The sequence below is a fragment of the Bradyrhizobium sp. CCBAU 53421 genome (assembly GCF_015291625.1).
Classification (GTDB): Bacteria; Pseudomonadota; Alphaproteobacteria; order Rhizobiales; family Xanthobacteraceae; genus Bradyrhizobium.
Genome location: NZ_CP030047.1, coordinates 3,098,800 through 3,111,912 on the forward strand (window position 1 = coordinate 3,098,800; position 13,113 = coordinate 3,111,912).

General features: G+C 58.9%; 15 protein-coding genes and 3 pseudogenes. 9 read left to right on the top strand and 9 right to left on the bottom strand.

Translation table 11 applies throughout. The features are described from left to right. Window positions 1-9 precede the first annotated feature (9 nt). From XH92_RS14540 to XH92_RS14570, 8 genes and pseudogenes are all read right to left on the bottom strand, one after another. Entirely contained in the window at window positions 10-201 is a 192-nt protein-coding gene (locus XH92_RS14540; RefSeq protein ID WP_194459813.1) for a hypothetical protein, read from the bottom strand. Between the two features lie 400 nt (window positions 202-601). Beyond that, window positions 602-889: a hypothetical protein gene (locus XH92_RS14545; protein ID WP_194459814.1), complete on the bottom strand. Its 288-nt coding sequence runs from the start codon at window positions 887-889 to the stop codon at window positions 602-604. Between the two features lie 330 nt (window positions 890-1,219). Then, window positions 1,220-1,402 (bottom strand): hypothetical protein, encoded by a 183-nt coding sequence (locus XH92_RS14550; protein ID WP_194459815.1) that lies wholly within the window; start codon window positions 1,400-1,402, stop codon window positions 1,220-1,222. Window positions 1,403-2,302: 900 nt separating this feature from the next. Next, window positions 2,303-2,434: a hypothetical protein gene (locus XH92_RS43595; protein WP_256437654.1), complete on the bottom strand. Its 132-nt coding sequence runs from the start codon at window positions 2,432-2,434 to the stop codon at window positions 2,303-2,305. A gap of 342 nt (window positions 2,435-2,776) precedes the next feature. After that, window positions 2,777-3,379 (bottom strand): CarD family transcriptional regulator, encoded by a 603-nt coding sequence (locus tag XH92_RS14560; protein ID WP_194459816.1) that lies wholly within the window; start codon window positions 3,377-3,379, stop codon window positions 2,777-2,779. A gap of 1,067 nt (window positions 3,380-4,446) precedes the next feature. Continuing rightward, window positions 4,447-4,991, bottom strand: a pseudogene (locus XH92_RS14565) (SOS response-associated peptidase family protein); the annotation flags it as partial. A gap of 669 nt (window positions 4,992-5,660) precedes the next feature. After that, a pseudogene (locus XH92_RS42980) lies at window positions 5,661-5,853 on the bottom strand (hypothetical protein); the annotation flags it as partial. Between the two features lie 361 nt (window positions 5,854-6,214). After that, window positions 6,215-6,394, bottom strand: a complete 180-nt coding sequence (locus XH92_RS14570) for a hypothetical protein (protein ID WP_194459817.1) — start codon at window positions 6,392-6,394, stop codon at window positions 6,215-6,217. 784 nt (window positions 6,395-7,178) lie between these two features. On the opposite strand from XH92_RS14570, the gene XH92_RS14575 reads away from it, so the two are divergent. Beyond that, a complete protein-coding gene (locus tag XH92_RS14575) occupies window positions 7,179-8,045 on the top strand; it encodes an SDR family oxidoreductase (RefSeq protein WP_246788424.1) in 867 nt (288 codons plus the stop codon). Window positions 8,046-8,100: 55 nt separating this feature from the next. On the opposite strand, the gene XH92_RS14580 is transcribed toward XH92_RS14575, so the two are convergent. Continuing rightward, window positions 8,101-8,382, bottom strand: a complete 282-nt coding sequence (locus XH92_RS14580; RefSeq protein ID WP_194459818.1) for a helix-turn-helix domain-containing protein — start codon at window positions 8,380-8,382, stop codon at window positions 8,101-8,103. Window positions 8,383-8,481: 99 nt separating this feature from the next. Here XH92_RS14580 and XH92_RS42985 point away from each other — a divergent pair, with 99 nt between their 5' ends. The 8 genes and pseudogenes from XH92_RS42985 (at window position 8,482) to XH92_RS14615 (ending at window position 13,091) form a co-directional block, all read left to right on the top strand. Continuing rightward, complete coding sequence (locus XH92_RS42985; RefSeq protein ID WP_246788425.1) at window positions 8,482-8,754, top strand: DUF2285 domain-containing protein; 273 nt, start codon at window positions 8,482-8,484, stop codon at window positions 8,752-8,754. Between the two features lie 166 nt (window positions 8,755-8,920). Next, on the top strand, window positions 8,921-9,115 hold the full coding sequence (locus tag XH92_RS14585) for a transcriptional regulator domain-containing protein (RefSeq protein WP_194459819.1): 195 nt from the start codon (window positions 8,921-8,923) through the stop codon (window positions 9,113-9,115). Between the two features lie 79 nt (window positions 9,116-9,194). Further along, window positions 9,195-9,692, top strand: coding sequence for a DUF2285 domain-containing protein (locus XH92_RS14590; RefSeq protein ID WP_194459820.1), 498 nt, complete (start codon window positions 9,195-9,197; stop codon window positions 9,690-9,692). Between the two features lie 131 nt (window positions 9,693-9,823). Continuing rightward, a complete protein-coding gene (locus XH92_RS14595; RefSeq protein WP_194459821.1) occupies window positions 9,824-10,105 on the top strand; it encodes an AlpA family transcriptional regulator in 282 nt (93 codons plus the stop codon). A gap of 22 nt (window positions 10,106-10,127) precedes the next feature. Continuing rightward, a pseudogene (locus XH92_RS14600) lies at window positions 10,128-11,010 on the top strand (replication initiator protein A). Between the two features lie 289 nt (window positions 11,011-11,299). Continuing rightward, window positions 11,300-11,764, top strand: a complete 465-nt coding sequence (locus XH92_RS14605; protein ID WP_194459823.1) for a DUF2840 domain-containing protein — start codon at window positions 11,300-11,302, stop codon at window positions 11,762-11,764. Beyond that, window positions 11,761-12,273, top strand: coding sequence for a S26 family signal peptidase (locus tag XH92_RS14610; RefSeq protein ID WP_194459824.1), 513 nt, complete (start codon window positions 11,761-11,763; stop codon window positions 12,271-12,273). The genes XH92_RS14605 and XH92_RS14610 overlap by 4 nt, the downstream gene beginning before the upstream one ends. A 2-nt stretch (window positions 12,274-12,275) precedes the next feature. Next, window positions 12,276-13,091 (top strand): lytic transglycosylase domain-containing protein, encoded by an 816-nt coding sequence (locus XH92_RS14615; RefSeq protein WP_194461264.1) that lies wholly within the window; start codon window positions 12,276-12,278, stop codon window positions 13,089-13,091. Window positions 13,092-13,113 lie beyond the last annotated feature (22 nt).

The following is a 13,113-nucleotide window of genomic DNA, read 5'->3' on the forward strand; positions in this document are numbered from 1 at the left end:
AGGTAGATATCAGGAGCCGGTTTTGCGAGCCGTCAGCCGCTCCGCCAAAATCTCAGCTTGCTCTTTTGTCAGCTTCTCGGCGAATGCCCCGTCCTTTTCTATCTGGGCTGGTCCTTTGAGTTCGCTATCGTAGACCATCCAGCCATTGCCACCTTGCCGAACGAGGAACCGGCCTCGCATCGGGCGTCCAATAAGTTCCATTTGCAATCACCATCTGCGAATTCCAACCGAGCAACAGACTTACAGGATGGCATCGCCAGGCATTGAACCATGTGAATCGGCTCCATCAACTTTAGGCGAATAGTTCTCGCCGGCCTGGGTCGCGCGATTGGGTGCCGTTCTAGGCAGGACACGGGTCACGACATTATAGGACGACTGGCGTCAGCACCGGCCTCTAGGCCCCCAGAGGTGCTGGGGCCTTTTTCTATGACCGGCATCTCGTCACCGGGATTCTACGGAATCCATCACGCTGGCATTTAGCGCTAATTGTCACAGGTGCCGGGGCTCGATTTCATCCCGAAGCAATTTTCAGTTTTCTGGTGGGGGCCGTGTCGAGACACGATCCCCTTTCATTTGTGCGACTGTTTCAGGCCTAAGCGGATCATGAGAGCCGCTGCGATTGCGAATGCGGGCACACGCGGCAGCCAAACTCGTAAGCAATGGCGATAGACCGGGCCTCAATGCTTGGTGGACGCCCTAATCTTCCGATCACTTCCATGTTTTCATTGCGCACGGTGACGGTGCGTCCGGTTTCGGAGGCAATCTTCGCGGCCACTCTTAGGGCCGCATGCTCGTCGGTCAATTCCAGCATGATGATGCTGCCGTTTCCGGAAAATGCGCGAGGGTTTGAAATGTTGACGATGAACAAAGGTCGATTTTGAAGGATCATACGCGACCTCATATACGCCCTCCCTGGCTCCGAGGAGGTGCGCTAGGAGCCAAGGCCGCGTTTCACGCGAACCGCTCCAATGGAGGTTGGGCGCAGTTCGGAGCGGGGAAAGCTATTCTTCCTCTGTGCCTGGGTTCCCGCTTTCACCTATGATTATTGTCCCGACCGGTCCAAATTCGGTCGCGCGCGAGGCGGCTTCACTTTGTTGCGGCGTCGGAGGATGGCGGCTGTTTTTTGGCTCTTCCTGCCGCATGGTCGGCAGCATTAGTTTCGCAGTGAGCCGTCGCAGCCTCGCATGCGCCCGCTTGGCTGGGGTATTAAGGCGCTCGCCTACTTCGCCATACCTGCTTTCCTCTTGCGGGAACGGCTCCAGTTTGTGCGGCCGAGGAAGGCGTCGGGCACCGGCAGCTTCAATAATTCGAGCGCCCGCTGGACGATCTCGCGAATGAACGCGCTTCCACTGGTGATCCGCATAGCTTCGTTGCGTACGCGATAGACTGGCTGGAACGGCATGGCCGCGCTCCCTCACTGTATGCAGGCGGGAGAGCTGCCGGTCTCTCAACCACCGACGCCTACGGGCAGAGCCTCCGCCGGTGATGACGATCCAACGCACCAAAGTAACACAGGTTCCCTTGAGAAACTGAAGGCCGGGAGGCCCCAGCACTCCGGCGGGGTGGTCTCAAGAAAAGGCCCAGAGCGGGAGCCCTGCGGTCAAGTTTCCGATAGGTATGAAGCGCCGTGATGAGGGGCGCTCTGCGGCACCACGCGTGATCGCCGCACCTGCACGGTACCGGTCAGAACCGGTGCGACAAGCCAGAAACTTGCATGGCCTATGCTGTGTATAGCAATACTGGCGTCACAAAGTTGCAATGCAGCGTTGGTGATATTGTCGCTTAGCCTGTGGGGTGACCACCAGCGCGGGCAACGCGGGGGGCACTTATGCTACGCGGCCTGAGTGGCCCCGCTCGCACGATGGCGGCCGTTCTGTCTGGATCGTAAGTCGGTAGGCGATGAACTTGGCCCGTCGAACACCTCAAGTGTGAGGTCACAAACCGGGCAATGATATTCGCCCTTACCGCCAGATACAGACCATAGCTCCAATCGTCGGAAGTCCGCACCGCACTGCGGACATGTCATGTCCGTCCTTCTCATCGCGCCGACCTCCGAGGTTTTATGCTACCTTTTGGAAACCAGCTCGGCGGAACAATGTTTGCGCGTATGCCCGATATTTTGATCCGTTGCCCGGAAACGGGAAAGCCGGTTCAAACCGGATTGGATACTGAAACAGTTATCCTCGAGACCCTGCCAAGCGTCGCGCTCCCAGCGACCTGTCCACATTGCGGGCAAGTCCAATACCGGAAGCCGACAGAGGCTTCGGGTCGGCTGCAAGCCGGGCCCGCATTCACGCCACCACTACGCGAACAGATCCTTGCCCGCCTGCGTTATCCTCACGAACGTTCCGCTCTCGTGGTACTCGAGCCAGCCTTGGCCGATCGCGTGCTGGAGCCCGGCCCAATACTCAGCCGGCGTCGCCTTGTTCCTCATCGATCATCGGGCGGTTGATCTTCTCGATTTAGATCCGGCCGTCCTGGATGGGCTCGAAGGCCTTGGCGTGCTCCATGATCCTGCGGGCGGCTTTCTCGGCGTCGGAGTAGGGGCGGTCGCCCTTAATCTGCATTGTGAATTTCCGTCAACTTGTAGTCCGGTCGGATCATGCCACCTTGAGTCTGTTTCTCCGTTTTGATGAGCATTTCAGCGCGCCGCTTGACTTGAGCCGGGGCCACTTTCAAGCTGCCGCGGCTTGCTACGGAAAATTTCGACTGCACGTCTGAGTGGCGCCGACGTCGTCAGTTGACGCAAAGCTGCGACTGGTCCGAGAAGTTTCAACTAGGCGCTGCGCTTCACTTCGATGACTATCAAGCTTTCCAGTTCTTTCACCGCTTCTTGTTCGGTCATGCCGCTAACAAGAGCTAACTCTTCGGACAAGCGATCAACGGCCGTCGTGTAGAGCTGACGTTCGGCGTAGTTCTGGTCCGGGCTGGCGGCGCGCCTGTGGAGGTCGCGCATCACTTCGGCAATTGCAACAATATCACCCGAATTGATCTTGCTTTCGTACTCGTGAGCAATCCGGGACCAATTGCCCCGCGCCTTATGAGGTGGTTGACCCAGGATTCGTCGTACATGCTGGACGGTGCCAGGCTCGGACAACCGACGCATCCCGGTTTTGGCCGCTCTGCTCGTTGGAACGCGTAGTGTCATCTTGCTCTTCTCGAAATAGACGACGAAGAACTCGAGGCAGGCGCCGGCTACAGTCTGCTCTTCGATCGCAACGATTTGACCGACACCGTGCGCAGGGTAGACGATGAGGTCAGTCGTCTTGAATCCAAAGCGCGCCTTGTTGCTCTGGCATCCATCCGCCTGATGGGCAGCGGGCGCAGCTGATTGCGTGTGACCTGAATGATTAGCGCTAGGCTGATAGTCAAAATTCATTTCGTGCTCCATGACATCTGAAATCGGTTTCTGCCAATTCGAGTCTCTGATCAATGAACGCATTAGAAACAGACTGCGTGGGGCTCAGAAAAAAATGGCGACCCATCTATCCCTCACCAGTAAGCTGCGAGCGCGAGCGCCGCCACGATAATGGCGCCAGCTATCCCATTCGGTTCGATGGCGTGACTTCTTGGCAACGAGTTCGCAGCCTACAAGTCGAGCAGTTGCCATGCCTGCAGGCAAGTGACTGGTAAACGCGGTGTGCGAAGAAGATACCTAGGGAACTTTTGCGCGATGTGACCGACGTCGCGTTGAGCGTTGACCTTTAGCTCGGGCCGGTTTGGTGAGCTCCGCATAGACCAATCGGTGCATTGTCTAGCGCTGAGCAGTTTGGGGACGCTCTCTGTACGCAGCGATGCGCGCTATAGACTTGAGGATCGGTGCTGTCCTGGCTCTGCTAACCTTTAGTCGGTCCAAGTACGGTCCCCACACCGCGGGCATTCAAACGTATGAATGACAATTCCACTTTCCGATTCCATGATTGTTCGGACAAGGGTAAGTGTGGCTCCACAAAAGCGGCAGTCATGATGTGATCGGTCCGGGACAGTGGCGATCTTCTCAGCTCGAAATAGGTCCACGCCTGCTGCGCCATTTGTTTGGAAATGATTAGCTGCTCTTGAAGTCCCGATGCTTTTACAATCGTCTTGGCAAAATGCTCGATCAGTCAGCGCTCACGCAAAGGCGTTTGAACCGCCAATGGGTTCAAGTGGGGAAAGCACGTGCGAACGTTACGGCGATTCCCACCCGCACGGAGTGGCGCAATACCCACTGTGGACAACAATCGGCTCGGATGCTCGAGCACACTCCATATTGCTTTGGCAAGGTCTCGATCGGTCTTCGGACCACGACCAGGGCACAACGCTGCCCGCTTAAAATGCACACGGGCAGCGTTGGCTCTAGCCCCAGGATTGAAGTGCAAAATCCTGACGAAGAGAGAACTGCGTTAGCGTGCAAGCGTTTCTTACCTAGGGAGGGGTAACCCTGAGGCTTCGGTTGCGACCGGCATCCTACGGCTCTACCAAGATATCTTCCTTCGCTTCGCCGCGGGCGACGATCTTCAGCATATCGTCGCCCAATGGGCGCTGCAGCGCCTTCGCTTCATCCCACGGCTCGCGCATCCAGACATCGCGCTCCTCGTCGGTCGTCAAGATCACGGGCATAGCCTTAGGGTGGATGGGCTCGACGATCGCGTTCGGTGTTGTGGTGAGGACCCGTAGACGAGATGCGGCCCGGGGATCGGCTTTGACTTGGTGCCGCGATCGCCCTTGAACACGGTCCAGATGCCGGCGAACGCGGTCGGCGGCCGATCATCGCCGAGCGCGAACCACACCACGTCTTTTTTCTTGGTCTCCGGGTTTGATTCCGGCGCGTACTCGGCGAAGCTGTTGAACGGCACGAGGCATCGGTTCTCGGGCTCGAGCCAGCCGCGCCAGTGGGGTGATGAGGTGTTGCGGATGTTGGTGACCGGTGGACGGCCAGTGCGCGGCGGAGGCGGCATTCCCCAACGCATCAGGATCATCTTGCGCTCCGCACCGGCATTGCGAACAACCGGGACTGTGCTCTACCAATACCCCCGCCGGGTCTGGGACCGACCGGGGCTGGGAAAGATGGTGCGAGGCGGGATTATCCCGGTGGGCTCCAAGGACCCACCCGCATGACAGCGTAGGAGAGAAACCTGCGCAAGGTGATTTGATGAGCAACCGGCCGCAGATTAGTGCAACTCAGTTTCTATGACTTGCGTCCTTCCTCTTTGGAGATGTCCTCCAAAAAGCGCTCAAGAGCGCGCCTACCCGCATATTCCGCGGCAGTCGGAGACTGAAAGCCACTCGAGCCTAACAACACGCCCATTGGCTTGCTTCGTCTCTTCAATTCCCCGACGCCACGGGTGCGATCTGACGCCCGTATCGACAATCTCTATGTAATCTGGCTCTGTTCCCATGGGGTTCATGAAGATAGGACCGCGGGCCGTGCCGAATAAGACGTCCTCCGCTTAGCTTGGCCTGATTTATGCTTCGAAGATGCCAGACGGAGGAAGCGCAATGAAGCGGGACCTTTTAGCTATCTGCGGCGGAATAATCGCGAGTGGCGCTATCGCTTGGAGCTTGTGGGGCAATCCAGTGAACGTGCCGCACATGCACGGACTTCAGTCCGTGGCGGTGGATCAAGACCTGCGTCTCGTCTCCCACCGAAGTCCATATATGCGAGACGAGCGTTGAGCCCGTCATCGCTCTCCGGGCCACCACATGGTGGAAATCTTGTTTGTCCGCAATGCCACAAGGTGGCTGCGCTTGACCGCACGGCCAGCTCGACGCGAGCATTCCTTGCACCGCATGTAGCGCTCTAACTCGTGGATCGGCGTCCACTTTTGGGCGCCTCACAATATCGAGCGCGACCGTTTGGTGGGTCTCACAGCCTCGCAAAAGAGAGCTGCCGTCGCACCTCCGCCGGATCTCACCATTGCAGAGATGAAGCAGACCTTAGCGTCTCTCCAACAAGCGGTGCAGCGGATTGAAGCCGACCAAAAAAGCAGGCTGCTCAGATCGGTGATCCTCAGCAGAAGACTGCCGCCAAGCAGGGCGAGCGGAAGCTAATATCTGACCAACTCGGTGCTCTAAGCGCGCGAGTGTTGCGATCTGCAAGGGCAGAAAGCCTAGCGCAGCGACTCCTTCTCAGCAAAGACTCACCAAACGATAAGCGGTTCGGTCAGAGTGGTGAGCGGCGGCGGCCTCTGCAAGTTGCAGATGCTTGCTACGACGGCGGAGAGGCCGAGGCTCATCAGGGCTGTGGCTTTCGAAACGGCACCACAACTCCGTCGGCCGCACGGATTGCCACCTTGGCCAATTCTAACGCGTCGAACCTAAGATTCACAAGCGTATCGGCGACGCCCTGACGGTCTAGCTCGCGCACGATCGCCTCGGTTACCCTCATCAGTCGATCGGTGTCAGCTTCGTTCATGTGCATGGCGTAGCTATGACGGTGGGGCGGAGGAAAAGGTCGAAGCCTCGGGTGCTGTCTAGTTAGACCGGTCGACAGAACGAATTAGGACAGCCGACGAAGAACGCCCGGCAATCCGAAGCTGCCGGGCGGTAACTGTCGTCTCCATGCTGCAGTCCTATGTATCTAAACATTTCAGCTGACATCAACCTTACAAAGCGCCCGTAAAAGACCGGTCTATGTCTCATGGCTTCATAGGAAATGACTAGGGTATCTGAGTTACCTTACTGCTCGATCCTGACCTTGCCCGTCCGGATCACCTGCATAGTGATGCCTTGGAATTTGGAGGGGCCCCGTCGCGTCTCGGCGAGCCGGGGCTTTTCCATTTTGGAAGATGCTGCCGACACTCAGAAGGATTGAACTAAGAGCACTACGTGTTTTCCCGGATTGCTGCGAGTGCGAAGTGGGGTAGGATTTTAGGTGCCGGGGCAGGTTTTCAAGTGAAGATCGGTATTTCGAGAATTTCCGGCAGGGGGCCGTCCACGCGAGCGGCCCCTTTTCTGTTCGGCAGGCGAACGGCCTCAGCGTGTTCCCTCGCGGTGACCGATCGGAGTATGCTTGATGACCTGGACGCGGTCGTCTTCGGCCATCATGGCCTCCGGAACGGAATCACGTCGCCGTCACGCCGCGCGGATCACGACCTTAGCCAGTCAGCCAGCATGTCGGCGAAGCCTGGAGTTCATCTCCTGGACGATCGCCTCGGCGGCCAAAAGGCGCTGGGCTGGAAGCCGCCAGGATTCTGACCTTGTCTCCAGAGACGACCGAAAAAGTGAAGACAGCTCTACTCAACGGAGCAACAGTCAGCCAGATCATATCTGGCAAGCCTGTTGGAGGTGGAATGCGCGATCCAAGTTTGCGCATTGCGGACGCCCAGAGATTGGCAGCGTCGCGCCGTCTGGATCCGGAGCTAAATAGGTTTATCGCAGAAGCTACGGCCAACAATAACGGCCGCGGACAGCAACTCAGATTTGCCAAGGCGCGTGCTCGAATCCAGTCGGCCATTAGGCGCGAAGAAGCTAACGACGGTGTGGCGTATGTCACGCCGCTGAGGATGGCCGACGAGGCGCAGTACGACCGTCTGATGGACACCAATGTGAAGTCGGTGTTCTTCTCGGTTCAGGCCGTCGAACCAATCATGCGTGAGGGCGGCTCGATCATCGTTACGACGGCTTGGCTGAACCAGGTCGGCGTGCCAGGGCGCGCGGTGCTTTCGGCTTCAAAGGCGGCCGTGCGCTCGTTTGCCCGCACCATGTCGGCGGAACTGATACATCGGCGCATTCGCGTCAATGCGATCAGTCCGGGACTCATCGACATCCCTATCCTTCGGGGAGTGGGTCAATCTGAACATCCCGGACAGACTGACGCGCAATTCCGTGACTATCTCGCAGGCGCGAGCGCCACGATTCCAATTGGGCGTCTTGGGCGCGCCGACGAAATTGCCGCCGCCGTGCTCTTCCTCGCTAGTGATGCGTCAAGTTACATGCTGGCTCGGAATTGGTCGTCGATGGCGGCTCCGCCGAGCTCTAATGTTGCCAATGAGGTTTGCTTTGAGAATGTCTCCTTTTGGCTCATCAGCGACCTCGGGAGACGTCCGCGGTCGCGCAGCTCTTAGGGGTTGAGCAGACAGTAGGCGGCCGGCCACCTGATGAGTACACGGTCGTGAGCGACTACTTGCTCTTAGGGGTGGGACGAATCCGTTTCCGGCCCTTGGCTAATGGCTTTGGCGTGGCGGCTCCCCTGGGCGGTTCAACAAAGAATTCTGAGAGCCGAACACCTAGCGTTTCGGCCAGTCGCTCGAGCAGATCAATGGTTGGATTCTCGGTTTGTCGCTCCAAGCCGCTCATATATGAGCGATCAATCTCAGCATCATATGCCAATTGCTCTTGCGGAATACCGCGAGCGACGCGGATTCGGCGGACGTTCCAGGCCACAAGCGCACGAGCTTTCATGCACAAAAGCAGCCATCGTGTAGACCATCAAACCACTGGCTATAACCGATCTATTCAGATACTTTGATCCTGGGTTTCCATCGAATGCCACGAATAGATATGAATGGGCCGCCACTAGATCCTGACGTCGCGGATGTCGCGCCGAACGAGCCGGCGCTGACGGCATATGACGAACAGCATGTCGTCACGTACATTCGCCTTCTGCAGGCGGAAGGCGAGGGGGCGGACTGGCGCGAAGTTGCTCAATTGGTCTTGCATATAGACCCAGAGCGAGAACCAGACCGCGCGAGAAGCGCATATCAAAGTCATCTTGCGCGCGCCAAATGGATGACTGAACAGGGCCGCCTACTACGTGGCACCGGATCGAAATAGTAGAAAATCGCCGGCTGATGACTTGCAGGCAGAACCATTTTCTTTTGCTAATCGGTGGTCATTCCGGTGCACCACGTGGTGCCAAATTAGGGGCTTCCTACAACCGCCTCGTTCATACCTATTGCGCCGCAATCCTTGTTAGCTGCGTGCAATGGGGGCGGAAGCAATGCTTGAATTCGACTGGCGGTCGCCGGAATCCTACAAGAGACTACAAGACGCCGAAATCACCGACATCGCCTGGGAATGTCTCCGCCGCAACGCCGACTATCGGCGTGAGTACGAGGTGATGATTGCCAACAGTCCGAACGGCGAAGTGACAGACGAATTCAGGAGGAAATGGGGTATCTGCTTTCGCCCATGACCCGCAGAGGTCGTTCGACGAGCAGACGGTCTTTTGGGCGCCTGAGGTCTTAGCGGCGGTCGTTCCGGTAAAGGTCGCAGTGGCCGACGACGGCGGAGCGTCGTATCAGCCACTGCTCGACCTTACAGCAGGCGAGGTGCGCCGCGCTGTCGACGGCTGGCACGCCGTGCTGCGCATCGCTGCGGTAGATCACCGCATTTGGTCTAAAGACGCGCCAGTGGTCGGCGCGTCATTTGCGGCCGAACTGCCGTTTGATGGCGATTTCGGCGCGCGTGCCTATGCAGCTCGGCGGCTTTGGCGTGCGATCAATGGGCGCGCGCCAGGTCCGCCATTTCACACGCTATCCAAACAGCGGCGCGAACGGTTGAGTGCCGCGATCCGCGCGCTCGATGCGCATAGCGCCGGCAGAAGCTATCGCGTTATCGCCGAAGCGCTGTTCGGCCAAAAGCGTATCCCCGATCGCGCCTGGAAGACGCATGATCTACGCAATCGAACAATTCGCTTAGTGAAAGGCGGCCTCGCGTTGATGCGCGGTGGTTACCGCAAACTTCTGCGGCCCGGACGTAAGGACGAGTAGTGCCGTCCACTGGGGTGCCGAAAATCGTACCCCAACATTCAGCATCCCCCTCCGAGATCCTGCTCCTCCATGATGACCGCACACACGCCGGCCTAGCCACACGTGGTGCGCTGTCCTCCTGGAGTTCTCAAATGTCTGATCCGATGGCCGGTCTTCCCCCGCGCTTCCTGCGTACACCTGAGGCCGCGCGCTACCTCGGCCTGTCCGGTCGCACGCTCGAGAAGCACCGCACGTACGGTACTGGACCGACATATCGGAAGATCGGCGGTCGTGTTGTCTACGCCGTCGATGACCTGAAAGCGTGGGCCGACCTCGGCGCCAAGACGTCGACGTCCGACCCCGGGAAGGGGACTGTGCTGCCGGCCAAGAAGCACCCCGCGCTGCGCCCTTATGCGGGCCAGGAACGTCGCTGATCACCGCAAAAGGATAGTGATCATGCGGCGCAGACACCATTCTGAGCGCGATCAGCTTGAGCTTTTTCGGGCGCTGCCCGGCGATCTTGCGCCCCGTGACGCGCAGGATCTGATGGCTTATCCGTTCTTCTCGCTGGCAAAAACGAAGCGGATCGTGCCGATCGATTTTCGTGCGGGTGCGATCGCAATTCGTGTCGAAACGGTGCCGGAACACGGCATGGCAACCATCTGGGATGCAGACGTTCTGATCTGGGCTGCGTCCCAGATCGTCGAAGCGCGTGACGCCGGCTTGAAGACGTCGCGCCTGATGGCTGCAACGCCTTACGAGATTCTGACGTTTGTCGGCCGCGGAACAAGTGCGCGAGACTATGACCGGCTGAAGGCTGGTCTCGACAGACTTCAGTCAACGACCGTGATGACGTCGATCCGCCAGCCGACTGAACGGCGACGGCATCGATTCTCATGGATCAACGAGTGGAAGGAGACGGCCGATTCAAATGGTCGCCCATTCGGACTCGAGTTGATCCTGCCTGATTGGTTCTATGCCGGCGTAATCGACGACGCGCTCGTGCTGACGATCGACCGCGCCTATTTCGATCTGACGGGCGGGCTTGAGCGCTGGCTTTATCGGCTTGTGCGCAAGCACGGCGGTCGGCAGGACGGTGGCTGGAGTTTTGATCTTGTGCACCTCCATGCCAAGTCCGGCATCCTCTCGCCGCTCAAGCACTTCGCGTACGACGTACGCCAGATCGTCCAGCGCCAGACGTTGCCCGGCTATCAGCTCGTTCTCACGCGCGATCGGAACGGCACCGAGCGCCTGAACTTCGCGCCCCACGCCTGTTGATCCCTTAACGGCACGCCTGCGCCGGCGCGGTCTCATTCTAAATTCGGAGGACAACCTGTGAATCAGCTCGTGCTATCGGGGACCGCAACTCTCGTGCTATCGGGGACCCGATCCTCGTGCTATCGGGGACCGGAATCGAGCTTAAGAGCTTGTTTCTCCGCGCTTTCCAGCCGCTCTAACTTTACTAACCAGAAATCCTTCGGATTTCTTCTAACGGAGCAGACCACAACTTCCATGGGAGGTGACCGGCAACGCCGGTCTGCCGGTCCTGTAGGCCTCCACAGGGCGTACGCGCACTTAACGGCCCCCAAAGCGCATGGCTCCCCGTTCGAGCTTCAGGGAGCGGCAGCATGAGCGATCTTACCGAAGTAGAAGTGTTGTGGCTCGAGAAGCGCATCGAAAACCGGATTCGATTCGGTCGTATCGCCAAGGAACGGAAGCTTGATCGCCATCGGCGCGTCCTGTCATTTGCACCCGGCAGCATCTTTGCCTTCGTCCGTTGGACGTCCAACGACTTTGGGACGATCATTTCGCGGATCGACATCTTGCGCGCAGTTGCTCCGGGACGGCGCTGCTCGACCGTCCCTTATGTGACTCCCGGCGGAGAGATTTTGCTGCGTCTGTCCGGCTGGCCGAAGGTTGAGCGTGTGCTGCAGATGGTCGATGCCGTTGATGCACTCGGCATCGATCCAGCGGATGTTGCGCCCGATCATTGGCATCACGTTCACAACCGCCTGTCCGTCAACGAAAACCCGCGTCCCTACACGAAGGCACGCCACCAGGCCTGGCTTCATCGCCAAAAGGTGATGCGATGACAGGCCGCCTAATGATGCTGGCCGTGACGATTGGGGTCGCTGCTGCGCTCATTGCGACGGTCGTCCTGGAGCCGCTTCCGCTTTACATCTGGAACGCATCCGCGAGCGTGCCGATCGGTCTCTACCGCTTCCGCCCGGCGGACCAATTCCAGGTCACTGAATTGGTCGCCGTGCAGCCGCCGGAGCCGCTCGCGACCTTCCTCGACCTTAACGGCTATTTGCCCATTGGCGTCCCGATGCTGAAGCGCGTGCTCGCCCTTCCTGGGCAGCGTGTTTGCAGAATCGGCCTCACGATTTCGGTCGACGACGTCGCGGTGGGCGAGGCGAAGGATCACGACAGTCGTGGCCGGCCGCTGCCGAAATGGCAGGGCTGCCGCGTCGTCGGCGACGGCGAGCTGTTTCTGATGAACTGGCAGTCGGACGACTCTCTTGATGGCCGGTATTTTGGATTTCTTCCGGCATCTAGCGTGATCGGCCGTGCGATGCCGGTGTGGACGTGGGAGGAGTGATCGTGCGTATTCGACGTGTTCTCCTCGCCATTCCCTTGTTCGATCGATTGCGCGATCATTTCTTCGTCTCGATCGATGTCTGCAAGGCTGGCGCGAGCCCGGCCGCGTGCTTGGGTCCATTGGGCACGCGCGTTTGTGCTGTCGTGCCCCTGATGCTTCTTCTGACCGCGTTCGACAGCGCTGCTTTGGCCCAGAGCGGATCAGCCGCCCAGCCGGCGATCAGTGCGACCGGCTTCATCAATGAAGCCTCGCAACGCTTTGCGATTGCGCCGAACTGGATCCGATCAGTCCAAGGCATCGAGAGTGCTGGTGACGTGCACGCCAGATCGCCAAAAGGCGCAATGGGCCTGATGCAAATCATGCCGGCGACTTGGGCGGAACTTCGCGAGCGCGACAATCTCGGGAACGACCCCTACGACCCGCACGACAACAGTCTGGCCGGCACGGCATACTTGCGCGAACTGCTCGATCGGTATGGCTCGCCTGGTGTGTTTGCCGCGTATAACGCGGGACCAACTCGCTACGAAGAGCATCTCGCAGGCGGCTCTCTGCCAGACGAGACGCGAGCATACGTCGCAAAGCTTGCAGATCTGCTTGCCATAGAACTGCCGCCGAGGTGGACGTCCAGCGGACAGTCATCAGCAGCTGCGGCGCTATTCGTCACGCGATCCGATCTCATGAAAACGCGTGATCGGTTGTTGGCGCTCGTGCCGTCGAGCGGTGTCACGACCGCAATCTCGGCGCCCGATGTTTCGCCCATGGTCCCCCGGCCTATTGGCGTGTTCGTCCCTCGATCGGATTCGGAAGTATCGCGATGACCAAGTGTGCGGGTTCGCAAGC

Bases quoted from the DNA above. Each gene is read 5' to 3' on its own strand.
- XH92_RS14540 (WP_194459813.1), bottom strand. From the start codon at position 201: ATGGAACTTATTGGACGCCCGATGCGAGGCCGGTTCCTCGTTCGGCAA.
- XH92_RS14570 (WP_194459817.1), bottom strand. From the start codon at position 6,394: ATGAACGAAGCTGACACCGATCGACTGATGAGGGTAACCGAGGCGATC.
- XH92_RS14560 (WP_194459816.1), bottom strand. From the start codon at position 3,379: ATGAATTTTGACTATCAGCCTAGCGCTAATCATTCAGGTCACACGCAA.
- XH92_RS14580 (WP_194459818.1), bottom strand. From the start codon at position 8,382: ATGAAAGCTCGTGCGCTTGTGGCCTGGAACGTCCGCCGAATCCGCGTC.
- XH92_RS14585 (WP_194459819.1), top strand. From the start codon at position 8,921: ATGCTTGAATTCGACTGGCGGTCGCCGGAATCCTACAAGAGACTACAA.
- XH92_RS14610 (WP_194459824.1), top strand. From the start codon at position 11,761: ATGACAGGCCGCCTAATGATGCTGGCCGTGACGATTGGGGTCGCTGCT.
- XH92_RS14595 (WP_194459821.1), top strand. From the start codon at position 9,824: ATGTCTGATCCGATGGCCGGTCTTCCCCCGCGCTTCCTGCGTACACCT.
- XH92_RS43595 (WP_256437654.1), bottom strand. From the start codon at position 2,434: ATGAGGAACAAGGCGACGCCGGCTGAGTATTGGGCCGGGCTCCAGCAC.
- XH92_RS14545 (WP_194459814.1), bottom strand. From the start codon at position 889: ATGATCCTTCAAAATCGACCTTTGTTCATCGTCAACATTTCAAACCCT.
- XH92_RS14605 (WP_194459823.1), top strand. From the start codon at position 11,300: ATGAGCGATCTTACCGAAGTAGAAGTGTTGTGGCTCGAGAAGCGCATC.
- XH92_RS14550 (WP_194459815.1), bottom strand. From the start codon at position 1,402: ATGCCGTTCCAGCCAGTCTATCGCGTACGCAACGAAGCTATGCGGATC.
- XH92_RS42985 (WP_246788425.1), top strand. From the start codon at position 8,482: ATGAATGGGCCGCCACTAGATCCTGACGTCGCGGATGTCGCGCCGAAC.